The sequence below is a fragment of the Nocardia sp. CDC519 genome (genome assembly GCF_059509835.1).
In genome coordinates, this window is the sequence record NZ_CM183377.1 from 2,273,333 (window position 1) to 2,299,783 (window position 26,451).

The 26,451-nt window shown below is 69.6% G+C and carries 26 protein-coding genes; 18 read left to right on the top strand and 8 right to left on the bottom strand.

Features of this window, described 5'->3' with window-relative positions; all coding sequences use genetic code 11:
• On the top strand, positions 1–1,221 hold a 1,221-nt coding region (locus AC5W7N_RS10150; protein WP_495923573.1), incomplete at its 5' end, for an FAD-dependent oxidoreductase.
• 56 nt (positions 1,222–1,277) lie between these two features.
• Positions 1,278–3,029 (top strand): acyl-CoA dehydrogenase family protein, encoded by a 1,752-nt coding sequence (locus AC5W7N_RS10155; protein WP_495923574.1) that lies wholly within the window; start codon positions 1,278–1,280, stop codon positions 3,027–3,029.
• A 187-nt stretch (positions 3,030–3,216) separates the two neighbouring features.
• On the opposite strand, the gene AC5W7N_RS10160 is transcribed toward AC5W7N_RS10155, so the two are convergent.
• Positions 3,217–3,651 carry a ferritin-like domain-containing protein gene (locus AC5W7N_RS10160; protein WP_495923575.1) on the bottom strand — a complete coding sequence of 145 codons (435 nt, stop codon included), beginning with the start codon at positions 3,649–3,651 and terminating at the stop codon, positions 3,217–3,219.
• A 76-nt stretch (positions 3,652–3,727) separates the two neighbouring features.
• Positions 3,728–4,288 (bottom strand): hypothetical protein, encoded by a 561-nt coding sequence (locus AC5W7N_RS10165; protein ID WP_495923576.1) that lies wholly within the window; start codon positions 4,286–4,288, stop codon positions 3,728–3,730.
• Between the two features lie 218 nt (positions 4,289–4,506).
• Here AC5W7N_RS10165 and rimP point away from each other — a divergent pair, with 218 nt between their 5' ends.
• The 11 genes from rimP (at position 4,507) to truB (ending at position 16,085) form a co-directional block, all read left to right on the top strand.
• Positions 4,507–5,187, top strand: a complete 681-nt coding sequence (gene rimP / locus AC5W7N_RS10170) for a ribosome maturation factor RimP (protein ID WP_163811787.1) — start codon at positions 4,507–4,509, stop codon at positions 5,185–5,187.
• Positions 5,184–6,212, top strand: a complete 1,029-nt coding sequence (gene nusA / locus AC5W7N_RS10175; RefSeq protein WP_014352000.1) for a transcription termination factor NusA — start codon at positions 5,184–5,186, stop codon at positions 6,210–6,212. Before rimP ends, nusA begins: the two co-directional genes overlap by 4 nt.
• Before the next feature lie 101 nt (positions 6,213–6,313).
• The gene (locus AC5W7N_RS10180) at positions 6,314–6,682 is read left to right on the top strand and encodes a YlxR family protein (RefSeq protein ID WP_375139377.1); all 369 of its coding nucleotides are present in this window, start codon (positions 6,314–6,316) and stop codon (positions 6,680–6,682) included.
• Positions 6,683–6,793: 111 nt separating this feature from the next.
• On the top strand, positions 6,794–9,733 hold the full coding sequence (gene infB, locus AC5W7N_RS10185) for a translation initiation factor IF-2 (RefSeq protein ID WP_163811791.1): 2,940 nt from the start codon (positions 6,794–6,796) through the stop codon (positions 9,731–9,733).
• 78 nt (positions 9,734–9,811) lie between these two features.
• A complete protein-coding gene (locus AC5W7N_RS10190) occupies positions 9,812–10,102 on the top strand; it encodes a DUF503 domain-containing protein (protein WP_014351998.1) in 291 nt (96 codons plus the stop codon).
• A 28-nt stretch (positions 10,103–10,130) separates the two neighbouring features.
• Positions 10,131–10,571, top strand: a complete 441-nt coding sequence (rbfA, locus tag AC5W7N_RS10195) for a 30S ribosome-binding factor RbfA (protein WP_163811793.1) — start codon at positions 10,131–10,133, stop codon at positions 10,569–10,571.
• 69 nt (positions 10,572–10,640) lie between these two features.
• Entirely contained in the window at positions 10,641–11,702 is a 1,062-nt protein-coding gene (locus AC5W7N_RS10200) for a DHH family phosphoesterase (RefSeq protein WP_495923577.1), read from the top strand.
• A 97-nt stretch (positions 11,703–11,799) separates the two neighbouring features.
• On the top strand, positions 11,800–13,341 hold the full coding sequence (locus tag AC5W7N_RS10205) for an MATE family efflux transporter (protein ID WP_495924080.1): 1,542 nt from the start codon (positions 11,800–11,802) through the stop codon (positions 13,339–13,341).
• 123 nt (positions 13,342–13,464) lie between these two features.
• Positions 13,465–14,421 carry a metallophosphoesterase family protein gene (locus AC5W7N_RS10210; RefSeq protein WP_163812019.1) on the top strand — a complete coding sequence of 319 codons (957 nt, stop codon included), beginning with the start codon at positions 13,465–13,467 and terminating at the stop codon, positions 14,419–14,421.
• An 84-nt stretch (positions 14,422–14,505) separates the two neighbouring features.
• A complete protein-coding gene (gene npt / locus AC5W7N_RS10215; RefSeq protein WP_195007025.1) occupies positions 14,506–15,171 on the top strand; it encodes a 4'-phosphopantetheinyl transferase Npt in 666 nt (221 codons plus the stop codon).
• Positions 15,168–16,085, top strand: coding sequence for a tRNA pseudouridine(55) synthase TruB (truB, locus tag AC5W7N_RS10220; protein WP_416382043.1), 918 nt, complete (start codon positions 15,168–15,170; stop codon positions 16,083–16,085). Before npt ends, truB begins: the two co-directional genes overlap by 4 nt.
• A gap of 25 nt (positions 16,086–16,110) precedes the next feature.
• Here the strand turns inward: truB and AC5W7N_RS10225 are convergent, their stop codons facing one another.
• The gene (locus AC5W7N_RS10225) at positions 16,111–16,719 is read right to left on the bottom strand and encodes a TetR/AcrR family transcriptional regulator (protein ID WP_195007026.1); all 609 of its coding nucleotides are present in this window, start codon (positions 16,717–16,719) and stop codon (positions 16,111–16,113) included.
• Between the two features lie 138 nt (positions 16,720–16,857).
• On the opposite strand from AC5W7N_RS10225, the gene AC5W7N_RS10230 reads away from it, so the two are divergent.
• Positions 16,858–17,259, top strand: a complete 402-nt coding sequence (locus AC5W7N_RS10230; protein ID WP_163811804.1) for a DUF4345 domain-containing protein — start codon at positions 16,858–16,860, stop codon at positions 17,257–17,259.
• An 18-nt stretch (positions 17,260–17,277) separates the two neighbouring features.
• Here AC5W7N_RS10230 and AC5W7N_RS10235 read toward each other — a convergent pair whose 3' ends face one another.
• From AC5W7N_RS10235 to AC5W7N_RS10245, 3 genes are read right to left on the bottom strand one after another with little or no spacing between them, the layout of a single operon-like run.
• On the bottom strand, positions 17,278–17,943 hold the full coding sequence (locus AC5W7N_RS10235; RefSeq protein ID WP_495923578.1) for a GntR family transcriptional regulator: 666 nt from the start codon (positions 17,941–17,943) through the stop codon (positions 17,278–17,280).
• Positions 17,930–18,682, bottom strand: a complete 753-nt coding sequence (locus AC5W7N_RS10240) for a maleate cis-trans isomerase family protein (protein ID WP_194992283.1) — start codon at positions 18,680–18,682, stop codon at positions 17,930–17,932. The genes AC5W7N_RS10235 and AC5W7N_RS10240 overlap by 14 nt, the downstream gene beginning before the upstream one ends.
• 30 nt (positions 18,683–18,712) lie before the next feature.
• The gene (locus AC5W7N_RS10245) at positions 18,713–19,453 is read right to left on the bottom strand and encodes a maleate cis-trans isomerase family protein (protein WP_495923579.1); all 741 of its coding nucleotides are present in this window, start codon (positions 19,451–19,453) and stop codon (positions 18,713–18,715) included.
• Between the two features lie 86 nt (positions 19,454–19,539).
• Between AC5W7N_RS10245 and AC5W7N_RS10250 the strand changes: the two genes are divergently transcribed.
• Positions 19,540–20,505 (top strand): D-2-hydroxyacid dehydrogenase, encoded by a 966-nt coding sequence (locus AC5W7N_RS10250; protein WP_495923580.1) that lies wholly within the window; start codon positions 19,540–19,542, stop codon positions 20,503–20,505.
• Between the two features lie 29 nt (positions 20,506–20,534).
• Entirely contained in the window at positions 20,535–21,920 is a 1,386-nt protein-coding gene (locus AC5W7N_RS10255) for an amidase (RefSeq protein ID WP_495924083.1), read from the top strand.
• A gap of 48 nt (positions 21,921–21,968) precedes the next feature.
• On the opposite strand, the gene AC5W7N_RS10260 is transcribed toward AC5W7N_RS10255, so the two are convergent.
• Both AC5W7N_RS10260 and AC5W7N_RS10265 read right to left on the bottom strand, forming a co-directional pair.
• The gene (locus tag AC5W7N_RS10260) at positions 21,969–22,463 is read right to left on the bottom strand and encodes a DUF3830 family protein (RefSeq protein WP_194992281.1); all 495 of its coding nucleotides are present in this window, start codon (positions 22,461–22,463) and stop codon (positions 21,969–21,971) included.
• A gap of 30 nt (positions 22,464–22,493) precedes the next feature.
• Positions 22,494–23,753, bottom strand: a complete 1,260-nt coding sequence (locus AC5W7N_RS10265; RefSeq protein WP_195007027.1) for an aspartate aminotransferase family protein — start codon at positions 23,751–23,753, stop codon at positions 22,494–22,496.
• Positions 23,754–23,919: 166 nt separating this feature from the next.
• Here AC5W7N_RS10265 and AC5W7N_RS10270 point away from each other — a divergent pair, with 166 nt between their 5' ends.
• Positions 23,920–25,392, top strand: a complete 1,473-nt coding sequence (locus AC5W7N_RS10270) for an NAD-dependent succinate-semialdehyde dehydrogenase (RefSeq protein ID WP_195007028.1) — start codon at positions 23,920–23,922, stop codon at positions 25,390–25,392.
• A complete protein-coding gene (locus tag AC5W7N_RS10275) occupies positions 25,389–26,450 on the top strand; it encodes a tartrate dehydrogenase (RefSeq protein WP_195019690.1) in 1,062 nt (353 codons plus the stop codon). Before AC5W7N_RS10270 ends, AC5W7N_RS10275 begins: the two co-directional genes overlap by 4 nt.
• Position 26,451 lies beyond the last annotated feature (1 nt).

The window sequence follows — 26,451 nt, forward strand, 5'->3', positions numbered from 1 at the left end:
CCGCAAAAACCCGCTCTCAGTCCCGGTTGGTTGCGCGCGCTCGGCGCCGAGGTCGGCGCGAGCGCGCAGTACCACACCGAGGCCGAATATCTCACCCTCGACGGCAGTGACTGCTACGCGGGCATGGACACCGTCGGCGCGCAGCTGGGCAACTTCCTGCTCTACGACTTCCTGCTCGGCGCGCTCACCGAGCGCGATATCGACGTGCGGTTCTCCACTCCCGCCGTGGAACTGCTCACCGAGTCCGGGGCGGTGGCGGGGGTGCGGACGGCCGACGGCCGCCGGGTCCGTGCCCTCGGCGGGGTCGTCCTGGCCACGGGCGGTTTCGCCGCGAACCCTGGCATGGTCCGCGACTATCTGCGCCTGAGCGACGCACCGATCTGGGGGTCGCCGCACTGCACCGGCGACGGCCATCGCATGGTCCAGCGCTTGGGCGCGGACCTGTGGCATATGGGCAACATGATGACGATCACCGGGGTGCGCGTCGATGACGGGCCCGGTGCCTTCCTCGCGCTGTGGGCCGCCCACCACTACCTGTTCGTCGGCCCGGACGGCCTGCGGTTCGTCGACGAAACCGCCGAGAACCGGCACGGCCACATCTACCGCAACGGCGCGCTGGAACTGTTCCCGCTGCGCCCGTTCCACCTGATCTTCGACGAGCGGATGCGGAAGGCGGGACCGCTGAGTCCGAGCCGCGAGGTGCTGCCCGTCGGCTGGAAACTGCTGATGGAGGATTTCAGCTGGAGCGCCGACAACAGTGCCGAGATCGACCGCGGCCTGATCCGGCGCGCGGATTCCATCGCCGAGCTCGCCGGCCTCATCGGCGTCGATCCGGCAACGCTGGAACGCACCGTCGCCCGCTACAACAAGGCCTGCGAATACGGCCGCGACGACAGCTTCGGCCGGGACCCGAAGACCCTCGCACCCGTATCCGAACCGCCCTTCTACGTTCTGGACGTCGCGCCACTGCTCGGCTGGAGCAATGGCGGCCCGCGCCGTGACGGCCGCTCCCGGGTGCTCGACGTGTCCGGCGCGGCGATCGACGGTCTGTATGCCGCGGGTGAGGTGAGCTCGACCTACAGCTGGGCCAAGGACGGCGGTTTCCATATCGCGGATGCCCTGGCCTTCGGCCGGGTCGCGGGCCGGGAGGCCGCCGATCGCGCGGTCGCGCCGCGCGCGTCGACGCCGCTCGCACTCAGCGGTGAACCTACGGTTACGTAGGGGAATGGGCTGGTCAGGCCGATGAAACGGGGCTACCCACTGGTAGGTTGACGGCCATGACTAGCTCTGAAGCGGTGCTGTTCAATCCGGCCACCTACGATCCGCAGCATTTCGATGCCGAGACGCGGCGGCTGTTGCGGGCGACCATCGACTGGTTCGAGCAGCGCGGCAAGAAGCAGCTGCTCGCCGATGACGATGACGCGGTGTTCACCGCCGACTTCCTGGAGTTCGTCAAGCAGGAGAAGCTGTTCGCGACCTTCCTGACCCCGTCTGCCTACGCCGACGGCGACCCGAACCGCCGCTGGGACGCGGCGCGCAACGCGGCACTGTCGGAGATTTTCGGCTTCTATGGGCTGGCCTACTGGTACGCCGAGCAGGTCACCATCCTCGGGCTCGGCCCGATCTGGCAGAGCGACAACGAGGCCGCCAAGCAGCGCGCGGCCCGTGATCTGGACGCCGGTGAGGTGATGGCGTTCGGGCTGTCCGAGCGTGCGCACGGCGCCGACATCTACAACACCGATCTGGTGCTCACCCCGACCGAGCCGGGCAGCGCCGACGCCGAGGCGGGCATTCTGTTCCGCGCCAACGGCGAGAAGTACTACATCGGCAACGGCAATGTCGCGAGCATGGTGTCGGTGTTCTCCCGCCGCGCCGACATCGAGGGTGCCGACGGCTACGTCTGGTTCGCCGCCGACAGCAGGCACGAGAACTACCACCTGCTCGGCAATGTGGTACGCCAGCAGATGTATGTGAGCACCTTCCGGCTCGAGAACTACCCGGTGCGCGCCGAGGACATCCTGCACACCGGCCCCGAAGCCTTCAGCGCGGCGCTCAACACCGTCAACGTCGGCAAGTTCAACCTCTGCCACGGCGGCATCGGCATGGTCGAGCATTCGTTCTACGAGGCCATCACCCACGCCAACAACCGCATCCTCTACGGCAACCCGGTCACCGACTTCCCGCATGTGCGCACCAACTTCGTCGACGCCTACGCCCGGATCGTGGCGATGAAGCTGTTCAGCGACCGCGCCGTCGACTACTTCCGCAGCGCGAGCCTCGACGACCGCCGCTATCTGCTGTTCAACCCGATGACCAAGTCGAAGGTCACCTCCGAGGGCGAGGTCGTGATGACCCTGCTGCTGGATGTGCTCGCGGCCAAGGGTTTCGAGAAGAACACCTACTTCGCGCAGGTCGCCCGGTTGATCAACACCCTGCCCCGGCTCGAGGGCACGGTGCACGTCAACGTCGGCCAGATCCTGAAGTTCATGCCGAACTACCTGTTCAACCCGAAGGAATACCCGGAGATCGGCACCCGCCTCGACGCCGCCGACGACGAATTCTTCTGGCACCAGGGCCCCGCGCGCGGTGCGGGCAAGGTGCAGTTCGCCGACTGGACCCAGGTCTACGACAAGCACATCGACATCCCCAACGTCGCCCGCTTCTACGAGCAGGCCCAGGCGCTGCGCACCCTGCTCGGCACCGCCGCACCGGATGCCGACCAGCAGCGCGACCTGGACTTCATGCTCACCATCGGCCACCTGTTCGCCCTGGTGGTCTACGGTCAGCTGATCCTGGAGCAGGCCGCCATCACCGGCCTGAACCCGGACCTGCTCGCCCAGATCTTCGACTTCCAGATCCGCGACTTCAACACCTACGCCACCACCCTCTACGGCAAGCCCTCGGCTACCGAGGCCCAGCAGCAGTGGGCCAGAGACGCGCTGCGCACCCCCGCCGCCGACCGCGCCCGCTTCGACCGGGTCTGGGCCGAGGTCGCCTCCTACGACGGCGCCTACGAGATGCCCGCCTGATTCGCGCAGCCGGTCGTTCGCTCGAAACCGTCGACGAGGCCGGATCGGATCCGACGGCCGGGGAGCCGTCCTGTTCGACCGATGGTCCCGCCGGGTGCGCTCGGCGGGACCGAGGCCACGGATACGGTCCGTGACGGAAGGTCCTGGTGCCCGTTCACGGTCCACGGGCTCGGCGTGGCGATGTCGGCTACGGCTGCCCGGGGAAGGGTGTCGTCGGCGGCGCCACGCCGAGGATCGACTGCCAGACCGCAAGGCGCAGCGCGCATTCGGTGAGCGCCTCCACACCCATGCGGCGGGTGGGCTCGGATTCGCCCTGCTCCACCACCGAGCGCCAGGCGACCGCGGTATCGGATTCGACGGTGGCGGCGAGCCTGGCCGCGGCGACCGGGTCGGTCACCGGGAACGGCATGGTGTAGGCCGCGTCCGGCGGCGGTACGGTGATGCCTGCGGCCTCGACCGTGTCGACGGTGGTGTCGCGGCGGGCCCGGTGGGCGGCGGTGTGCTCGGCGACCAGCCGGTCGCGCTCGGGGGAGGCATAGGCGGCGATCAGGCCGTAGGCGTACACGGCCGCGTGCTCGGCGCTCAGTGCGTCGAGCAGGGCGCGGCGCTCGGACTCGGTCATGCGGCGTCCTTGTGGGCAGGTGCGAGGGGTTCCGGCATCCCGGCGGTCACCGGCGAGGCGAAGGGGTGCGGCTCACTCACGCGAGCAGCACCCCGGCGTGCACCCCGCAGGCAGCGCTGATCGAGGCGAGTAGCCCGGCCCGGTAATCGGAGAGGGTCGCGGCCAGCTCGGCGGCCGAACGCTGGGAACCTGTGAGCTGATCGCGCAGTGTGGCGACGTCGACCGGCGCCGCGGGGGCGACGGTCACCTCGGGTTGGCGCCGGCTCGGGGTGGTGCCGTCGCCGTAGACGCCGACGAGACGGTCGATCTCGGTGCGCAGCGCCTCCGCGTGCGCGGTGCGTTCGGCGGCCACCAGTGTCAGCGCGCCGTGACGCTGTGGATCGAGCGCGATGGCCGCGGTGGCGGCCGCGGCGTCGGTGCGCGCCAGAAGTTCTTGGGTGAGAAGCGGATCGGGTTCGAGCTCCGATTCCTGCGTGCACCCGGTGGCCGCGGCGAGCGCGAGGGCACCGGCCGCACCGGCGCCGGCCAGCCGTAGCGCGGTGCGCCGGTTCACCGGGCGGAAGCGGGAATCGTGCCGATCGATCGGTATGCCGGAAATACACCCGGCCTCGGACCGGATGGGAAGGCGGTTGGGCACCGCACTATCGTGCCAGACGCGCGGTCGGCGACCGCGCACGGACGGAGCCCGGTCCGTCGCCGTCATGCCTTTCGCCACTACGTGCCCCGGTGGGGACGTCACGTGCTGGGGAAACTTGCTTGTAGCCGATCGTCCTTTACACTCTCCGGGCGCGTTACGCTAGACCTTCGGTACAGAAATTTCCGCTCGCGCCACAACTGAACCAGGAGCCGCCCCACATGCCCATGCCGACCGAGGAAAGGGTGAGCCAGCTCGTTGCTGGCCCCGTCGAACGCCGGGGATTCGATCTCGAGGGCGTCGAGATCTCGACGGCCGGACGGCATGCCGATGCCCAGGCTCGGGTTCGGGTGATCGTGGACAGCGACGACCCGGCCGACCTCGACGCCATCGCCGAACTCAGCAACGAACTCTCGGCCCAGCTCGACGACGCAGGCGACTTCGGCGAATCGCCCTATCTGCTCGAAGTCTCCACTCCGGGCATCGACCGCCCGCTGAGCACCGACCGGCATTGGCGGCGCGCCCAGGGCCGCAAGGTGCGAGTGACGCTGCGCCCCGGCGCCGAACCGCCCGATCCGGGTGGCAAGGCGACCTTCGACGCCCGGGTGGGCAAGCTCGCCGGCGACACCATCGCGCTCGTGCTCGGCGGCAAGGCCAAGCCGCACCGGGTCAACGTCCCGCTGGCCGATATCGCCGGCGCCGTCGTCCAAGTGGAGTTCTCCCCGCCGAGCCCCCGCGAGCTCGAACTCGCCGGCGGCGTCGCGCCGGGCAGGCCGATCCCCGGCAGCGAGCCGGGCACAACTGTTCCCGCGGGAGAGGACGCCGCGGACACCAGAGGAACCAGCGGGGCGTCGCCCCAGTCTGTTGCAGCGTCCGATTCGATCGAAGGGACCGTGGAATGAACATCGAAATCGAAGCCTTGCGCGCGATCGTCGCCGACAAGGGGATCTCGATCGAGACCGTAATCTCCGCGATCGAGTCCGCGCTGCTGACCGCCTACCGGCATACCGAGGGCCACCAGCCCAACGCGCGCATCGACATCAACCAGAAGACCGGCGTGGTCCGGGTGATGGCGCGCGAACTCGACGCCGACGGCAACGTCATCTCCGAATGGGACGACACCCCGGAGGGTTTCGGCCGCATCGCCGCCACCACCGCCCGCCAGGTGGTGTTGCAGCGGCTGCGCGACGCCGAGAACGAGAAGTCCTTCGGCGAATTCTCCACCCATGAGGGCGATATCGTCGGCGGTGTCGTGCAGCGCGATGCCCGCGCCAACGCCCGCGGCACGGTCGTGGTGCGCATCGGCAGCGAACTGCACGGCGCCGAAGGCCTGATCCCGCCTGCCGAGCAGGTGCCGGGCGAGAGCTACGAGCACGGCGACCGGATCAAGTGTTACGTCGTCGGCGTCTCGCGCGGTCCGCGTGGCCCGCAGATCACGCTGTCGCGGACGCACCCGAATCTGGTGCGGCGGCTGTTCGCGCTGGAGGTGCCCGAGATCGCCGACGGGTCGGTGGAGATCGTCGCCGTCGCCAGGGAGGCGGGGCACCGATCCAAGATCGCGGTCCGCTCCACCGTCGCCGGGGTCAACGCCAAGGGCGCGTGCATCGGCCCGATGGGTCAGCGCGTGCGCAATGTGATGAGCGAGCTGGCCGGGGAGAAGATCGACATCATCGATTACGCCGACGATCCGGCGACCTTCGTCGGTAATGCGCTCTCGCCGTCGAAGGTGGTGTCGGTCACAATCGTGGATCCGGATGCGCGGGCCGCGCGCGTCGTCGTCCCGGATTTCCAGCTCTCGCTGGCCATCGGCAAGGAGGGCCAGAACGCTCGCCTGGCCGCCCGGCTGACCGGCTGGCGCATCGATATCCGCAGCGACGCCGCCCCCGACACCGGTGGTGGCGTGCGCACGGAAGCCCAGCACAGTTGACCCACTCGCGACGTGCGCGGCCCGGCGCGGCGCCGCGGGGAACAACCGGCCGGGATGACATGTTGGTAACTTCGGCAGGGGCGGGGTTCGGTGATCGGACCGTGGCAGCGGTAGAGTGGTCCAAGGTTCAGCACGAGCCGCCGGTTTCCCCGCCCGAACGCACCACCGAGCATCCCCAGGCGCCCCAGCGCCCGGCAGCTCCGGTGCGAACGTGTATCGGATGCCGTAGGCGCGAGCTGGCCGCCGATCTGTTGCGGATCGTGGCCCGGAACGGCAGCGGCGACGTTGTCGAGATCGTGCCCGACCCGCGGCGCAGACTTCCCGGACGGGGTGCCTGGTTGCACCCCCTTTCGGCTTGTCTGAGCCTTGCGGTTCGGCGCCGAGCGATCGGCAGAGCACTACGAGTGTCCGGACATCTGGATATCTCAGCCCTGGAGCATTACCTCGAGAACAGGCACGAGCACTCATGAGCACACCGTGAAGTACCAACGATGAACGTCCATCGGAGATAACCCGAGGTCGTGCGGGCCGCCGTCCCCTGAACAACGGTGGCGCTGCTCGACCTCTCAGTGAGGAGAGCAGTGGCAGGCAAGGCCCGCGTGCACGAGTTGGCCAAAGAACTCGGTGTCACGAGCAAGGAACTACTCGCAACGCTCAAGGAGCAAGGCGAGTTCGTGAAGTCGGCGTCGTCGACGGTGGAAGCACCCGTCGCGCGCCGTCTGCGTGAATCGTTCGCATCCAAGTCCGCACCGGCGAACGGTGCCAAGGCCGGGGCGAAGCCCGGTCCGTCGACCGCGGCCCGTCCGGCCGCCAAGCCCGCCGCGGGTGGTCCGCGTCCGGGTCCGCGCACCCCGGCTCCGGCGCAGGCCGCCGCTCCCGAGGCGCCCGCGACCCCGGCTCCGCGTCCCGGCCCGGCGGTGAAGCCCGGCCCCGCGCCCGCTCCCGCCAAGGAAGCGGCAGCGCAGGCGCCCAGCCCGGCCCCGGCCGCCAAGGCCGCCCCGCAGGCCCAGCCCGGTACTCGGCCCACGCCGGGTGCGCCGCGCCCCGGCCAGCAGCAGCAGCGTCCCGGCGCCCCCGCGCAGGCCGCGCCGCGTCCGGCCGGTCCCAAGCCCGGTCCGAAGACCCCGCGTGTGGGCAACAACCCGTATTCGTCCGCGCCCGAGCGTGAGCGTCCGGCTCCCCGTCCCGGCCCCGGCCAGGCCGGTGGACGTCCGGTGCCCGGTCAGGGTGGTCCGCGTCCCGGCCCGGCCCAGGGCGGTCCCCGTCCGGGTCCGGCGCAGGGTGGTCCGCGCCCGGCCGCCGCGCAGGGCGGTGGCCCGCGTCCCGGCGGTCCGCGTCCGAGCCCCGGCTCGATGCCCCCGCGTCCGAGCCCCGGTGCCATGCCCGCGCGGTCCGCGCGGCCCGGCCCGGCCGGTGGCGGCCGTCCCGGTCGTCCCGGTGCCGGTGGCGGCGCCGGTCGTCCCGGTGGCGGCGGCGGTGGCGGCTACCGCGGTGGCGGTGGCGGTGCCCCCGGCGCCGGTGCCGGTGCTCCCGCGGCCGGTGGTTTCCGTGGTCGTCCCGGTGGCGGCGGCGGTCGCCCGGGTGGACCCGGCGGTCGCGGTGGTGCGGCCGGTGCGTTCGGTCGTCCCGGTGGCGCTCCGCGTCGTGGCCGCAAGTCGAAGCGGGCGAAGCGCGCCGAATACGAGAACATGCAGGCGCCCGCCGTCGGCGGCGTGCGGCTGCCGCGCGGCAACGGCGAGATCATCCGGCTCGCCCGTGGCGCCTCGCTGTCGGACTTCGCCGAGAAGATCGACGCGAACCCGGCCTCGCTGGTGCAGGCCCTGTTCAACCTCGGTGAGATGGTCACCGCGACCCAGTCGGTGAACGACGAGACCCTCGAGCTGCTCGGCAGCGAGATGAACTACGTCGTGCACGTGGTCAGCCCCGAGGACGAGGACCGCGAGCTGCTGGAATCGTTCGACCTCAGCTACGGCGAGGACGAAGGCGGCGAAGAAGACCTCGAGCAGCGTCCGCCGGTGGTGACCGTCATGGGTCACGTCGACCACGGTAAGACCCGACTGCTGGACACCATCCGTAAGGCCAACGTCCGTGAGGGCGAGGCCGGCGGTATCACCCAGCACATCGGCGCCTACCAGGTGATGACCCACCTCGGTGAGGACGATCGCCTGATCACCTTCATCGACACCCCGGGTCACGAGGCGTTCACCGCCATGCGTGCCCGTGGCGCCAAGGCCACCGACATCGCGATCCTTGTGGTCGCCGCCGACGACGGCGTCATGCCGCAGACGGTGGAGGCGATCAACCACGCCCAGGCGGCCGACGTGCCGATCGTGGTCGCGGTCAACAAGATCGACAAGGAAGGCGCGAACCCGGAGAAGATCCGGCAGCAGCTGACCGAGTACAACCTGGTGGCCGAGGAGTACGGCGGCGACACCATGTTCGTCGACATCTCCGCCAAGCAGGGCACCAATATCGACGCTCTGCTGGAAGCGGTGCTGCTCACCGCGGACGCGGCGCTGGACCTGCGGGCCAACCCGGATATGGACGCCCAGGGTGTCGCCATCGAGGCGCATCTGGACCGCGGCCGCGGTCCGGTCGCCACGGTGCTGATCCAGCGCGGCACGCTGCGCGTCGGCGATTCGATCGTGGCAGGCGACGCCTACGGTCGCGTGCGCCGCATGGTCGACGAGCACGGCGAGGACGTCGAGGCGGCGCTGCCGTCGCGGCCGGTCCAGGTCGTCGGTTTCACCTCGGTGCCCGGCGCCGGTGACAACCTGCTCGTCGTCGACGAGGATCGCATCGCCCGTCAGATCGCCGACCGGCGCAACGCACGCAAGCGCAACGCGCTCGCCGCACGCAGCCGCAAGCGGATCAGCCTGGAAGATCTGGATGCCGCGCTGAAGGAGACTTCGGAGCTGAACCTGATCCTCAAGGGCGACAACTCCGGTACCGTCGAGGCCCTCGAAGAGGCGCTGCTCGGTATCGAGGTCGACGACGAGGTGCGCCTGCGGGTCATCGACCGCGGTGTCGGTGGCGTCACCGAGACCAACGTCAACCTGGCCTCGGCCTCGAACGCGATCATCATCGGGTTCAACGTCCGGGCCGAGGGCAAGGCCACCGAACTGGCCAACCGCGAGGGTGTCGACATCCGGTACTACTCGGTGATCTACCAGGCCATCGACGAGATCGAGAAGGCCCTCAAGGGCATGCTCAAGCCGATCTACGAAGAGGTCGAGCTGGGCCGCGCGGAGATCCGGGCGATCTTCCGGTCCTCGAAGGTCGGCAACATCGCCGGCTGCATGGTCACCTCGGGTTCGGTCAAGCGCAATGCCAAGGCGCGCCTGCTGCGCGACAACGTGGTCATCGCCGAGACCGTCACCATCTCCTCGCTCAAGCGGGAGAAGGACGACGCCACCGAGGTCCGCGAGGGCTTCGAATGCGGTATGACGCTCACCTACTCCGATATCAAGGAAGGCGACGTCATCGAGGCCTACGAGTTGCGCGAGAAGCCGCGCGACTGATCGTGACGAACATCGGGTGACCGGCGGATTCGATGATCCGCCGGTCACCCGGTCGCGTCGCTCGAAACTGGAGGTTGTGTGTACCTCGGTGCACTCGAGTTCGACATCCTGCTCGGAGACGTGCATTCGCTGAAAGAGAAGCGCTCGGTGATCCGGCCCATTCTGGCCGAGTTGCAGCGCTTCGGGGTGAGTGCCGCCGAGGGCGGGGAACATGATCGCTACCGCCGCTCGTTGCTCGGAGTAGCCATGGTCAGTGCCGGAATGGACCACCTGACCGAGGTGCTCGACAAGTGTGAGCGGCACGTCGCGGCACGTCCGGAGTTACAGTTGCTGGCGGTACGCCGCCGGGTCTTCGGACCCGAAGATTGATCTCATAATCAGTGAGGAAGGAGCGGCCATGGCGGATCAAGCCAGGGCACGCCGACTCGCCAAGCGGATCTCGGCGATCGTGGCCACCGCGATCGAATACGAGGTGAAGGATCCGCGGCTGCGGTTCGTGACCGTGACCGATGCGAAGGTGACCGGCGATCTACGCGACGCCACCGTGTACTACACGGTGATGGGCGAAACCGTCGACGCCGAACCGGATTACGCCGCCGCGGCGGCCGGCCTGGAGAAGGCCAAGGGCGTGCTGCGCTCGAAGGTGGGTGCGGGCACCGGGGTGAAATTCACTCCGACGCTGGCGTTCGTCCTCGACACCGTGCCGGATGCGGCGCGGCAGATGGAGGACCTGCTGGCCAAGGCCAGGGCCGCCGACGACGAGGTGGCGAAGGTCGCGGCCAACGCCACCCATGCCGGTGAGCCCGACCCGTACAAGGTCGATTCCGATGAGGACTAGGCCGTCGCGGGCGGGCCGTCGTCAGCGCTTCGCGCGCCCGCGGGGATGACCCGGGACTCGCGGTAGGCGATGACGACAACTGGACAGCGAGCGGGAGCGGCAGGCCCGGCTCCCGAACCGGCGGACGGCTCGGATGACGCGCGGCCCGGTACCGCCGATTTCACGACGGCGGCGCGGGCCTTGGCGGCCGCCGCATCGGTCACCATCCTGTGCCATGTGCAGCCCGACGCCGACACCATCGGCAGCGGGCTGGCCCTGGCGCAGGTGCTGCATCGACGCGGGGTTGCCGTTCGGGTGTCGTTCGCCGAACCCGCGCAGCTGCCGGCGTCGATGAGTTCGCTACCCGGCGCGGAGCATCTGGTGCCACCGGCCGAGGTTCCCGAGCAGGTGGACCTGCTCGTCGCCGTCGACTGCGGCAGTGCCGCCCGGCTGGGCGGGCTGGCCGACCGGCTCGCCGGTGCCCGCAGCACGCTGGTCATCGACCATCATCGGTCCAACACCCGATTCGGCACGATCAATCTCGTCGACCCCTCGGCCGAATCCACCACGAGTGTGCTCACCCGGCTGTTCGACGTCTGGGGTGAGCCCATCGACCGGCCCGTCGCGCACTGTCTGTACGCGGGGCTGGTGACCGATACCGGTTCGTTCCGGTGGGTCCGCCCCGGCACCCATGAACTGGCCGAACGGCTGCTCGCCACGGGCATCGATGGCGCCGAGATCGCGCAAACGCTGCTCGACACCCATCCCTTCGGCTGGCTGCCGATGCTGTCCCGGGTGCTCGGCTCGGCCCGCTTGGCGCCGCAGGTGTGCGGCGGCGTCGGTCTGGTGTACGCGTTCGTGCGGCGCGCCGACTTGGACGGTGTGACGCAGGAGGAAGCCGAAAGCGTCGTCGATATCGTGCGCACCACCGCCGAGGCCGGGGTGGCCGCCGTGTTCAAGGAATCGGCGGAGCCCGGGCGCTGGACGGTGTCGCTGCGCTCCAAGGACAGCGGCCCCGACCGCCACGACGGACTCGATGTCTCCGCCGTCGCCACCGCGCTCGGCGGCGGCGGACACCGTTACGCCGCGGGGTATACCGCGCACGGGACACCGGAGGAGATCGTCGCCGAACTGCTGGCGGGTCTGGGATGAGTGCGCCGACGGCCGTGCGTTACCTGCGTCTGGGTCAACCGATGGGGCGTACCGGCTCGGTGCCGCCGGAGACCCACCGACGGATGGCGTGGTGAGCATGGCCGGTGACGCCCGGAACCCGCACGGCCGCACCAGGGGCACCGGCCCGGATGCCTCGCGTGCGAGCGCCGGGGGAGGCGCGCACGCCGATCCGGCCGCTCACCGGGTGGCTGCCGAAGTCGACGACACCCGGCCCGGCTCGCCCGCGGGTACCGCTTCGGATCCAGTGGACGTGGCGCCATCCCCTACCGGCCCGCAGAGAACCACGGCTGATCCTGCCGATGCCGGTCCGCGGCGCATTCTCGCGCTGGCCCTACCGACGCTCGGTGTCCTGGTCGCCGAGCCCGTCTACTTGCTCTTCGATCTCGCCGTGGTCGGCCGGCTCGGGGCGCTGGCCTTGGCGGGCCTCGCCGTCGGCGGATTGATTCTGGCCCAGGTGAGTTCGCAGCTCACCTTCCTCGCCTACGGCACGACAGCGCGGGCGGCTCGACGCCACGGTGCCGGTGACGAACGCGGCGCGGTGGCCGAAGGGGTGCAGGCCAGTTGGCTGGCGGCAGGCATCGGACTGGTGATCGTCGCGGTGGTGCAGCTGTTCGCCGTGCCCATCGTCGGGGCGATCTCCGGGGGCGGCGATATCGCGGACGAGGCACTGGACTGGGTACGCATCGCGCTGTTCGGTGTGCCGTTGATCCTGCTGTCGATGGCCGGCAACGGGTGGATGCGCGGGGTGCAGCAGACGCGGCGCCCGCTCACCTACGTCGTGGCCGGGCTGGCGTTGTCGGCGGTGCTGTGCCCGGTGCTGGTGCACGGGCTGGTGGGTGCGCCACGGATGGAACTGCCCGGTTCGGCGGTGGCCAATGTGGCCGGTCAGGCGGTGACCGCCGGCCTGTTCGTGTGGGCGCTGGTGCGGGAACGGGTCGAGCTGCGGCCGCATCCGTCGGTCATGCGGGCACAGCTGGTGCTCGGCCGGGATCTGATCGCCCGCAGCCTCGCCTTCCAGGCCTGCTTCGTCTCGGCCGCGGCGGTGGCCGCACGGTTCGGTGCGGCTTCGGTCGCCGCGCATCAGCTGGTGTTGCAGCTGTGGAATTTCCTCGCATTGACCTTGGATTCGCTGGCCATCGCGGCACAAACGCTGGTCGGCGCGGCGCTCGGCGCGGGCAATGCCTCCGGTGCCCGTAGCCTGGCCCGCCGGATCACCGGCTGGTCGGAAATCTTCGCGCTCGGACTCGCCGCGATCTTCGCCGCGGGGGCCGCGGTGATTCCACCGCTGTTCACCGATGATCCCGCTGTGCTCGACCGCACCGGCGTGGTGTGGTGGTTCTTCGTCGCGTTGATCCCGGTGGCGGGCATCGTGTTCGCGCTCGACGGCGTCCTGCTGGGTGCCGGTGACGCCGCCTACCTGCGCACCACCACCCTCGGTGCGGCGCTGCTCGGCTTCCTGCCCGCGATCTGGCTGTCGCTGGCCTTCGACTGGGGAATCGCCGGGATCTGGTCCGGTTTGGTGGCGTTCATGGCGTTGCGGCTGGTCGCCGTCGTCTGGCGGGCGATGTCCGGGCGCTGGGCGACGGTCGGGGCCGAGGTTCCGCGTGCCGCGCGGTGAGTGCGGGTAGCTCGGAGCGGTCCGGTGTTCTGGTGCCGCGCTGGTCGGTCGCCGGTGCGGTGTGTCCCGGCGCGACGGTGGTCCCCGCAGCCGGAGTCACATCGGTATGCCAAGGTGGGTGTGGTGATACCCAAGTTGATGGCGGTGAGCGACATTCATGTCGGGCACCAGGGCAATCGTCCCGTCGTCGAACAGATCCACCCCGACTCGCCGGAGGACTGGCTGATCGTCGCCGGTGATGTCGCGGAGAAGTCCGACGACATCCGGTGGGCGCTGGAACTGCTGCGCAGCCGCTTCAAGACGGTGATCTGGGTGCCGGGCAACCATGAACTGTGGACCACGGCCAAGGATCCGGTGCAGATGCACGGCGTCGCGCGCTACGAGTACCTGGTGTCGATCTGCCGGGACCTGGACGTGCTGACCCCGGAAGACCCGTTCCCGGTGTGGCGTGGCGCGGGCTCGGAACCCTACGGCGGCGCGGTGACGCTGGCGCCGATGTTCCTGCTCTACGACTATTCGTTCCTGCCCGAGGGCACCAAGACCAAGGCCGAGGGCCTGGCCGTGGCCAGGGAACGCAATGTGGTGGCCACCGACGAGTTCCTGCTCTCGCCCGATCCGTACCTCACCCGCGACGCCTGGTGCCATGCCCGGGTGCAGGTGACCGAACGCAAGCTCAACGCGCTGCCCGAGGGCACGCCGCTGGTGCTGATCAACCACTTCCCGCTGGTGCGCGAACCCACCGATGTGCTGTTCTACCCCGAATTCGCGCTCTGGTGCGGCACCGATCTCACCGCCGACTGGCATATCCGCTACAACGTGGTCTGCTCGGTCTACGGACACCTGCACATCCCGCGCACCACCTACTACGAGGGTGTGCGCTTCGAAGAGGTGTCGCTGGGCTATCCGCGGGAATGGCAGCGCCGCGGCATGCCCGAGCGGCTGCTGCGCCAGATTCTGCCCGAGCCCGAATATCCGCCCGGCACGCTCAACTCGTGGGGCGGGCATTTCAAGGTCACCCCGGAGATGGAGGCAGCCGCCGCCGAGATGCGCAGCAAGGCACAACGTCGCCGCGGGGTATAGCGCAGCACGCTGCCGGGCTGCGCCGGAGACGGGGTGCCCGGGCTGCGGCGGAAGCGCTCTGCGCACCTACTAGGCTCGATCGCGATGATCGAGAACATTCTGCCCGCCGGGGTCGCGTCGGCCGAGCTGCTGACGTACCCGGAGGGCCTGCGGGCGCATCCGGCCGAAGAGCATCTGATCGCGAAGTCGGTGGACAAGCGCCGCCGCGACTTCATCGGGGCGCGCCACTGTGCTCGGCTGGCGCTGGCGCAGCTGGGGGAGCCGGAGGTCGCGATCGGCAAGGGGGAGCGAGGCGCGCCGGTGTGGCCGCGCGGCATCGTCGGCAGTCTCACCCACTGCGACGGGTACCGCGCCGCCGCGCTGGGGCACAAGCTGCGCTTCCGCTCGATCGGTATCGACGCCGAACCGCACGACACGCTGCCGGAGGGCGTGCTCGATTCGGTGAGCCTGCCCGCGGAACGAGAATGGCTGCGCGCCACCGATTCCGAGCTGCATATGGATCGGCTGCTGTTCTGCGCGAAAGAGGCCACATACAAGGCGTGGTTCCCGTTGACCGGGCGGTGGCTGGGCTTCGAGGACGCCCACATCACCTTCACCGTCGACGATTCCTCCGACAAGGCGTCCGGCAGCTTCCGTAGCGAGCTGCTGGTTCCCGGCCAGGTCACCGACGGCGGCATGCCGCTCACCTCGTTCGACGGCCGCTGGCAGATCGCCGACGGTCTCATCCTCACCGCGATCGTGCACGCCTGATGGCCGCCGACAAGCCGGTGCTCGGCCCCGATGGGCTCGGTGGGCTGCTGATCGTCGACAAGGACGGTGGCCTGACCAGTCACGACGTGGTCGCCCGATGCCGGAAGTTGTTGCGCACCAAGAAGGTCGGTCACGCGGGCACGCTCGACCCGATGGCGACCGGTGTGCTGGTGCTCGGGGTCGAACGCGCCACCAAACTGCTCGGGCTGCTCACCCTCACCACCAAGGCCTACACCGCCACCATCCGGCTCGGTCAGGCCACCACCACCGACGACGCCGAGGGCGAGATCGTCTCCACCGCACCGGCCGGTGCGGTCACCGACGCCGATATCGCCGCCGGTATCGCCGCGCTCACCGGCGAGATCCAGCAGATCCCCGCCACCGTCAGCGCCATCAAGGTCGGCGGCGAACGTGCCTACGCCCGTCACCGCGCCGGCGAGGAGGTGCGGCTGGCGGCCCGGCCGGTCACCGTGCACCGGTTCGACCTGCTGGCACGCCGTGCTGTCGGGGACTTCGTCGATCTGGATGTGGTCGTGGAATGCTCCTCGGGCACCTACGTGCGGGCGCTGGCCCGTGATCTCGGCGCCGCGCTCGGCGTCGGCGGTCACCTGACCGCCTTGCGCCGCACGCGGGTCGGGCCGTTCACTCTCGACCATGCCCGCACGCTCGATCAGCTCGCCGACGATCCCGGGCTGAGCCTCGATATCGACGCCGCGGTCCGCACCGCCTTCCCGCATCGCGGCATCGACGCGGCCCAGGCCGAATCGCTGCGCGACGGCCGCTGGCTCGATCCGATCGGCCTGTCCGGGGTGTATGCGGCGCTGACCGAGGACGGCACCGCCATCGCGTTGCTGGAGGAGAAGGGCAAACGCGCCGCACCGGTGATGGTGGTCCGTCCACGCGGATTGGCCTGAATCGCGCTAGACGGGCCTCAGCGCGTCAGCCGGCCGCGCTCGGCGGGAACCGGCCGGGACCCAAAAGCGCCTCGAGGGCGCCCAGCAGTGCTCCGACGCTGACCTGACGCATCTGCTCGCGAGTCAGGCTGTGGTTCTCCAGCCAATCGATCGTCAGCACGCGTACGTAGGTCAGCCAGGACATCAGCACCGCCGAGGTAGCCTCGCGCAATTGGCCCTCGACGCCGAGAACGTCGAGCAGCCGCAGTCGCAGTTCGCCCAGCTCGCCGGAGATGATCGCCTGGATCGTCGGGTCGGTGGCGAGCACGCGGTTGGCGGCGATCACCGAGTGGGCGTTGGACTCGAAGTAGTCGAAATGGGCGTCGAGTCCGGCGGCCAGTTGCTCGGCGAACGGGCTGTCGGCGTCGAGTTCGGTGGCGACGAGCAGATCCGCTGACGCCTGCTCGTAGACGGCCGCGAACAGCTCCCGCTTGGTCGGGAAATGCCGGTAGAGCAGCGCCCGGGAGACCCCGGCCGCCGCCGCGACGTCCTCCATCAGCACCGCGTCATAGGGCCGTTCGCCGAACAAGCGCGCACCGGCCTCGACCAGCAGTAGGCGGCGTTGCTCCGGGGCGAGACGGCGGCGGGCGCTCATGAACACAGCTTAGTTGACGCGTGTCTACCAACGCTCGTATGGTCGTAGTAGACGCACGTCTACTACGACGCCGGGTGGATAGCACGCGGCGCGGCAACAGAATTCACGCCGACGACGGCATGCTGATCGGAGGGTCCCATGACTCGCGCACTCACCTGGCTGACCTGGACGATGGGCGTCGCCTGCGTCGCCATCGGCTGCTATCACCTGGGCCTCGGCAAGGACTCGGTGCCCGATATGGAGTGGAACGGCGTGACCGCCGACAGTCAGAGCCGGTTCTTCGGCGCGATCTTCGTCGGCTACGGGCTCGCCTGGATCTGGGCGGTGCGCCAGTCGCCGATCAACCTGTGGGCGGTGCGCTGGCTGGCCGGGATCTTCGCCCTCGGCGCGGTCGGGCGGTTGATCTCGCTGGCGGTGCACGGGTGGCCGCACTGGTTCCAGATCGTGCTCACCGTCATCGAGATCGTGCTACCTCCGGTGTTCTTCGCGTTGGCGGCGGCGATCGAGCGCGGGCGGCAACCGGTGCCTGCTCGGGTGTGATCCGGCGTGGCCGTTCGCTCAGTCCGCGTATCGATCGCGCAGCCTGCGTACCGCGTCGTCCATGTGCTCGGCGAGCATCGCCTGGACGGCGGCGGCGGGCGCGGAGCCGATGGCGTCGCGGAGTTCGATGTGTTCGCGGGCCTGCTCGCGCAGGTCGGGATAGGTGGTCTGGAGGGCGCCGAGGCACATGCGGGTCTCGATCAGCAGGGTGCGGGCGGCGCGCACCAGCCGCGGGCTGCCCGAACTCTCGACGAGCGCTTCGTGGAAGGCCTGGTCGGCATCGGAGACCGCGGTGGCCTCGCCCTGTTCGGCGTGCGCGAGCATCGCGGTGACACTGGGTTCCAGGGCCTGATAGGCGATCTCGCGCCTGCCGTCGAGGATCAGCGTCAGCGCACCACCTTCCAGGGCGGACCTGGCGCGGTAGATGTCGACCAGATCGTCGAGGGTCAGATCGACGACGAAGATCCCGCGATTGCGGATGCTGGTGGCCAACCCCTCCGAGACCAGCCGCTGCATGGCCTCGCGCACCGGCCCGCGGGATACCCCGAACCGGGCGGCCAGCTCGGCCTCGCCCAGCTGATCGCCCGGCGCCAGCCCACCACGCATGATCGCCTCGCGCAGCCGATCGGCGATCATCTCGGCGGTCGACTGCCGGTTCACCGGCTCGAAATCAATGACGGGCATAACGAGGCCTTTCGATATCCGATCGGGAGGGGTCGGCGAACAGTGCGCCGAGCTCGGCACTGCCGCGCAGGCCGCCGCTCAATCGCAGACCCTCCCAGACCGTGACCTGGTTCGCGGTGAGCACGGGTTTCCCCAGCGCGGTCTCCAGTCGCGCGAGGACGGCCAGGGTGTGCATGGCGGTATCGGGAATCAGCAGTGCCTGTGCGTCGGGATGGTCATGGCGCACCGCCAGGTCCAGCACCTGCTCGGCGGTCAGGGTGCCGACTTCGGCGGCGGTATCGATCCCGGCGCTCGCCATCGCTACCACGGTGATGCCTGCGTCGGCGAGGAACTCCACGAACAGTCGCGCCACCTCGTCGGGATAGCTGGCGGCCACCGCGACCGTGCGCACTCCCAGCGCCCGCGCCGCCTCGACGAACGCGATGCTGGTGCTGGAGGCAGGCACCCCGGCATACGCCGCCAACTGCCGCACCTGTTCGCGCGCGCCCTCCGGGCCGAACACGAAACTGCCCGAGGTGCATGCCCACACCAGCGCGGCCGGTCGGTGCCAGGCGAGCAGGCGCGCGCCGTGGCGCAGCTTGTCCGGACTGCCGAGATCGAGCAGCTCCGGCACCGCGTGCAGATCGGTGCCGTAGATGTGGGCGACCTCGAGCCGCGCGCCGAGCGTTCGGGCGACCAGCGCGTAGTCGTCCTCGGCCGCGTGGTCGGGGTAGATGAAACCTACGGTCGGAGTGCGCATCTGCCACCTCTTTCGGGCCGGATATCGGTCTCAGAACACATCGAGCAACCACTTTCCCGGGCCCATCATCGGCAGCTTCATCCGGCCGAGACAGGCCCACATGGTGAGCTGATTCGCGGTCAATACCGGTTTGCCGAGCGCCATTTCGAGTGGCTCGATGATGTCGTAGGTCGGCAGGTTGGTGCAGCTGACAAAGATCGCCTCGGCCTCGGGATAGTCGGCGCCGAAGATGCGCTCGGCGATGGTGCGGTAGTTGACCTTCCAGATGCCGCCGCCGAGCCCGAGGTGATCCGAACGCACCACCGCGCATCCGGCTTCGCCCAGGAATTCGTGCAGTTTGCCGGTCAGCACCTCGTCATAGGGCGTGATCACCGACATGCGTGAGATGCCGAGATGGCCGATCGCCTCCACCAGCGCGCCCGAGGTGGTGACCGCGTCCTGCGCGCCGGCGCGGCAGATGATCTCGCGCAAGGCCCGCTCGTGCGCGAGGCCCTTGATGAAGCTGCCCGAAGTGCACAGGTAGGCAACGACTTCGGGCTCCACGTGCAGCACGTCGCGGGTGGCGGTGGTCAGATGGGCCGGGTTGGAGACCAATTCGGCCATGGCCAGCGACACCGGCACCGGCTCATAGGGGGTGCGGGCCAGGTGCAGGCTCACCTCGAGCGGCGCCCAGCGCCACAGTTCGCGTTCGAGTGCGAGGTCGAAGGGTGCGATGATGCCGATTCCCCGTTGGGCGACCGGGCCTTCGATATCGGGGAAACCGATGTCCACTGCGGCCCCTCTCGCGCTCAGCTGGGTAGACCTCCGAACCCGATCGGATTGTTGACAATCATACGATGTGATCTTACGGTGTCAATGTGAAAGAGGGCCCTATTGTCGCCGTCTTGCACAGTGACAGTGTGCCCGACTCGGAATCGATGGCCCGGGTGAGCGCCCGGGCCACAGTGCGCTACACGGAGGAATCCGGGCTGGCCGAGGCACTGCGCGGGGCAGAGGCGCTGTTCGTCTACGACTTCCTGACCCGGGCTGTGCCCGGCGCCTGGCATGCGGCCGACCGGCTGCGCTGGCTGCACATGGGCGCCACCGGCGTGGACCCGGTGATGTTCCCCGAGCTGAGAGCGAGCGAGGTCGTGGTCACCAATACCCGTGGCGTCTTCGACGCGGCCATCGCCGAATACGTGCTCGGGCAGATCCTCGCCTTCGCCAAGGACCTGCCCGAATCGGTCCGGCTGCAACAGCGCCACGATTGGCAGCACCGTGAATCGGAGCGAGTCGCGGGCGCGACCGTGCTGATCGTCGGCACCGGCGCCATCGGACGCACCATCGCCCGGATGCTGCGGGCGGTCGGGATGCGGGTGCGTGGGGTCGGCCGGCGAGCGCGCGGCGACGATCCGGATTTCGGCAGCGTCGGGGTGGACCTGCACGCGGAACTGCCGTGGGCCGACTACGTCGTCGCGATCGCGCCGCTCACCGAGCAGACCAGGAAGATGTTCGACGCCAGGGCCTTCGCCGCGATGAAACCGCATGCGAGGTTTGTCAATGTCGGACGCGGGGAACTCGTGGTTACCGACGATCTGGTCGCCGCCCTCGGCGACGGGACGATCGCCGGGGCGGCGCTGGACGTGGTGGATCCGGAGCCGCTGCCGCCGGGTCATCCGCTGTGGGACCTGCCGAATGTGCAGATCACCCCGCACAATTCGGGCGACGTCATCGGCTGGCGTACCGAGGTCGTCCGGGCGTTCACCGAGAATTTCGATCGGTGGATGGATGGCCGTCCGCTGCACAACGTGGTCGACAAGACGCTCGGGTACGTGCCCGGCTGAAGGAGGGCCAAGCCATGAGCTACCCCGATATCAACCGTCCCACCGATCCCGCCGCGATGACGGCGGTGGAATTGGTCTCCGCCTACACCGCGGGCGCCCTGTCACCGGTGGAGGCCACCGAGGCGATCCTGGCCGCGATCACCGAACGCGACGGCGCGCTCAATGCCTACTGCCTGGTCGACCCGGATCGCGCGCTGGTGCAGGCCAAGGAATCGGAGGGCCGCTGGCAGGCCGGGCACGCGCGCGGGCTGCTCGACGGCGTGCCGGTCTCCATCAAAGACGTGTTCCTCACCGAGGGCTGGCCCACCCGGCGCGGTTCCACCTGTATCGATGCGGCGGGCCCCTGGCCGGTGGACAGCCCCGTGGCCGCGCGGCTGCGCGAGGACGGGATGGTGCTGCTCGGCAAGACCACCACCCCCGAAATCGCGTGGAAGGCCGTCACCGACAGCCCGCTCACCGGCATCACCCGCAACCCGGTCGACCCCGCGCTCACCGCGGGCGGCTCCTCCGGCGGCAGCGCGGCCGCGGTCGCCGCCGGACTCGGCCCGGTATCGGTGGGCACCGACGGCGGTGGCAGCGTGCGCATCCCGGCCTCGTTCTGCGGGATCGTCGGATTCAAGCCGACGCATGGGCGCATCCCGCTCTACCCGGCCAGCCCGTTCGGGCCGTTGGCCCATGCCGGGCCGATGGCGCGCACCGTGGAGGACGCCGCGCTGCTGATGGACATCCTGTCGCTGCCCGATCCGCGCGATCCCACCGCATTGGCCCCGACCCTGACCACCTTCCGCAGCCAGATGCAGCGCGACGTGCGTGGCATCACGGTGGCGTGGTCGCCGACGCTGGGCTTCGCGGACGTCGACCCGGAGGTAGCCGCGATCGTGGAACGCGCGGTGGTGCGGCTGGGTGAGGCCGAATTGCGGGTCGTGCCCGCCGATCCCGGATTCGGCGATCCGCGTGCGGCGTTCGAGCTGCTGTGGGCGGTCGGCGCGGCGGCCATGCTCGCCTCGTTCCCGCCGGAGGAGCGCGAGCAGGTCGATCCAGGTTTGCGGCAGGTATGGGAGCGCGGCGAAACCGTGAGCGGCGTCGACTATCTCGCCGCCCGCGAGGTCGCCGCGTCCGTCGGTATCGCGATGGGGCTGTTCCACACCGCCTACGACGTACTGATCACCCCGACCATGCCGATCACCGCCTTCCCCGCGGGCCACGACGTTCCGCCCGGGAGCGGGTTGACCGGCTGGCCGCAGTGGACGCCGTTCACCTACCCGTTCAACCTCAGCCAGCAACCCGCCATCAGCATCCCGGTGGGAACCACCGCCGGCGGGCTGCCGGTCGGGTTGCAGATCGTGGGACCACGCCATTCCGACGACCTCGTGCTCGCCGTCGCCCGATACGCGGAGCACGTGCTCGGGTCCTGAGGAGCCGCCGTCGGGACCCGAGCACGGCGCCGCGAACCGTTGGCGCGACTATGCCCTCGCGAAGGCGAGCGTTTCCCCCTCGACGCCGTAGCGCCACAGGTCGTTGCAGGCGGCGGCGATCTCGGTGAGCCCGTCCTCGATGGTGGCGAAGACATTGCCGGGGACCCAGCCGAGGTCGCCGTTGATCAGCAGATTGTTGCGGCCGTAGAAGATCGCCAGATCGGTGGCGCCCTGGTTGTGGTGGGCGGTGGAGCCGGATTCGTACCCGTAGGCGGGATTGCCGATCTCCCAGGGCTCGAAATCGAACAGGCATACGTCACCGGGTATGGGGGTGACGGTCGGGTTCTCGCGATGCGGCGCCGCGGTGATCCGGGGGACCAGCGTGTAGACCTCGTTGCGCGCGTATTTGGCGTGGTACGCATCGCCGGTCTGGGGCAGCGCGTCCCAGACCGCCGCGCAGGTCAGCGGGGCCTCGGCGTCGAGCAGCCTGGCCCGGCAGGTGCGGCCGGCCTTGGTGAGAGTGATCGTGATGTAGCGGTTCATCGAGCCTGCTTCCTGATCGCGCGGCACGGGCTAGGGCCGGGAGGCGTCGGGGAGTTCGGCGAGCACCTGCGCCCAGATCGCGAGCGCGTCATCGATCTGCGTTCGGCTCACCACCAGCGGCGGAATCATGCGCACCACATTCATATGCGCACCGCAGGTGAGCAACAGCAGACCCTTCTGTACCGCGAGCGCCTGCGCTCGGGTGGCGGCCTCGCGATCGGGTTCGCCTGCTGCCGTGACGAACTCGGCGCCGACGAGCAGGCCGAGCCCGCGCACATCGCCGATCGCCTTGCTCTCCAGCGCGCGCATCCCGGCCAGCAATTGGGCGCCGCGTTCGGCGGCGTTGCGCACCAGCCCCTCCGATTCGATGACCTCGAGCGTGGCGATGGCGGCGGCGCAGGCCACGGCGTTGCCGCCATAGGTGCCGCCCTGCGACCCCGGCCAGGCCTTGGCCATCAGCTCGCGCGAGGCGGCGATCCCCGACAGCGGGAACCCGCTGGCCAAACCCTTGGCGATGGTGATCACGTCGGGGGCGACGTCGAAATGCTGGTGGCCGAAGAACTTTCCGGTCCGGCCGAATCCGGTCTGGATCTCGTCGAAGACCAGAATGATGCCGTGCCGGTCGGCGCGCTCGCGCAGGCCGCGGAAGAACGCGCGGTTGCCGGGGACGTAGCCGCCCTCGCCGAGCACCGGTTCGACGATGAGGGCCGCCGTCTCCTCCGGCGCGCTGAGCGTCGCGAACAGGTAGTCGAGTTCCCGCAGCGCGAAGGCCGTGGCCTCCTCCTCGGTCCAGCCGTAGCGGTAGGCGGTGGGGAACGGCGCCACGTGCACGCCCGCCATCAGCGGGCTGAACCCTGCCGAGAACCGGGTGCCCGAGGTGGTCATGGATGCCGCGGCGACCGTGCGGCCGTGGAAACCGCCGTGGAAGACGATGACGTTCGGCCGGCCGGTCGCCTGCCGCGCCAGCCGCAGCGCCGCCTCGATCGCCTCGCTGCCGGAGTTGGCGAAGAACAGCGAATCCAGCCCTTCGGGCAATACCGAGCCGAGCCGTTCGGTGAGTTCGAGCAGCGGAGCGTGCATCACGGTCGTGTACTGGCCGTGGATGAGCCGCGCGATCTGGGCCTGCGCGGCCGCGACGACGTGCGGGTGACAGTGGCCGGTGCTGGTGACGCCGATACCCGCGGTGAAATCCAGATAGCGACGCCCGTCGGTGTCGTAGAGGTAGCAGCCCGTGCCGTGGTCGACGGTCACCGGAGTGGCTTGTTTGAGGATGGGCGATAACGCGGTCATGGTGCTCGGCCTCCCGGGCGTTGCGGGCGAGCGCCCGCGTCCGATGATCGTCGGGTTGTAGGATTGTTGACAATATGCATAACATGGTCGCCGGGGTCGCAGCAATGGATCGGGCGGCCTCGTTCGCGATGAGATCAATTCCGCCCGAACAAGGGAGTTCGCGTCGATGCTCACCGAGACCACTCTCGACCAAACGCAGCGCGCCGCCATCGGGTCGGTGCCCACCGGCCTGTTCATCGACGGCCAGTGGCGCGCGACCGTCGCCGAACTGCCCGTGATCGACCCGGCGACCGGACAGACCCTGTGCACCGTCGCCGATGCCAACCCCTCGGACGGCCTCGACGCCCTCGCGGCCGCGGCGCACGCGCAACCGGGGTGGGCGCGTACCCCCGCCCGCGATCGCGCCGACCTGCTCATGCGAGCCCATCAGGCCCTGCTCGACGACACCGAGCGCCTCGCTCTCGTGATGACCCTGGAGATGGGCAAACCGCTGGCCGAGGCGCGCGGCGAAATCGCCTACGCCGCAGAGTTCTTCCGCTGGTTCGCCGAAGAGGCCGTCCGCATCGAAGGTGGCTATCGGCCTGCGCCGCGTGGCGGCTCCCGATTCCTGGTGACGCGCCAGCCGGTCGGCCCGAGTCTGCTCATCACGCCGTGGAACTTCCCGATGGCCATGGGCACCCGCAAGATCGGCCCGGCGCTGGCCGCCGGCTGCACCTGTGTGATCAAACCGGCCGCGCAGACGCCGTTGTCGACGCTGGCGCTCGCCGAGATCCTGCGCACGGCCGGCCTGCCCGACGGCGTGGTCAACGTGGTCACCACCTCCGATCCCGGCGCGGTGATGGCACCGATGATCCGGGACGGCCGCTCGCGCAAACTCTCGTTCACCGGATCCACCGCCGTGGGCAAGCAACTGCTGCGACAGTGCGCCGATACCGTCATGCGGACCTCGATGGAACTCGGCGGCAATGCCGCGTTCCTGGTCTTCGACGACGCCGATCTGGATGCCGCGGTCGAGGGCGCGGTGGCGGCCAAGATGCGCAATATCGGGCAGGCCTGCACCGCCGCGAATCGTTTTCTCGTGCACCGCGGTATCGCCGTCGAGTTCGCCGATCGGCTCACCGCGCGCATGGCCGGGCTGCCGATGGGGCCGGGAACCGAACCGGGGGTCGTGGTCGGCCCCCTGGTCGACGAAGCCGCGGTCGCGAAGGTGCAATCCCTGGTTGACGATGCGGTCGGACGCGGCGCCACCGTCCGCACCGGCGGCACACCGATCGAGGGTCCCGGCACCTTCTACCCGGCCACCGTCCTGACCGACGTGGGCGACGACGCGCTTCTCACCCGCACCGAAATCTTCGGCCCGGTGGCGGCGATCTCGGTCTTCGACACCGAGGACGAAGCGATCGCCCGCGCCAACGACACCCCGTACGGTCTGGTCGGCTACGTGTTCACCGAGAACCTGCGGCGCGGGCTGCGTGTGTGCGAGGCTCTGGAGACCGGCATGGTCGGGCTCAATCGCGGCGTGGTCTCGGATCCGGCCGCCCCCTTCGGCGGGGTCAAGGAATCCGGGCTCGGCCGCGAGGGCGGCACCTGCGGTATCGACGAATTCCTGGAAACCAAGTACATCGGAGTCGACCTGTGACCTATCGGATCGCGACCATTCCCGGCGACGGCATCGGCGTGGACGTCACCGCGGAGGCGGTCGCGGTGGTCGACGCCGTACTGCCCGGCGTCGAGTGGACCGAATTCGACTGGTCCTGCGAGCAGTACCTGCGCACCGGCGCGATGATGCCCGCCGACGGCGTGGACCGGCTGGCCGGGTTCGACGCGATCCTGCTCGGCGCCGTGGGCTTTCCCGGTGTGCCCGACCATATTTCGCTGTGGGGGCTGCTCATTCCGCTGCGTCGCGCGTTCGGTCAGTATGTGAACCTGCGGCCGGTGCGGCTGCTGCCCGGCACCACCTCCGCGCTACGCGATCGCGGCGCCGACGATCTGGAACTGCTCATCGTCCGGGAGAACTCAGAGGGCGAATACTCCGAGATCGGCGGAATCCACAATCGCGGGCGCCCCGGCGAATTCGTGCTCCAGGAATCGGTGTTCACCCGCGCCGGTTGCGAACGCATCATCCGCTACGCCTTCGACCGGGCCCGCGAGCGGGGCAAAGGGCTGTGCTCGGCCACCAAATCCAACGGCCTCATCCACTCGATGCCGTACTGGGACAGCATCGTCGAGCAGGTCGCGACCGACTACCAGGAGGTGCCGGTGCGGCATATGCACGTCGACGCCCTCGCCGCGGAGATCGTGCTGCACCCGGACCGCCTCGACGTCATCGTCGGGTCGAATCTGTTCGGCGACATCCTCTCCGATCTCGCCGCCGCGGTCACCGGCGGACTCGGGTTGGCGCCCTCGGGCAATATCAACCCCGACGGCACGGCGCCGTCGATGTTCGAAGCCGTGCACGGCAGCGCTCCCGATATCGCCGGTCAGGGCATCGCGAACCCGGTCGCGCAGATCCTGGCCGCAGCGATGATGCTCGACCATCTGGGGGAGCACTCGGCGGCTGCCGCGATGGACCGGGCGGTATGCGAGGTCCTCGGTGCCGGGACGGTACTGACGCCCGATCTGGGCGGCACCGCGACGACGAGCGAACTCGGCGCGGCCATCGCCGCGGCGGCCGCGGCCGCACTGGCGCGCGGATAGC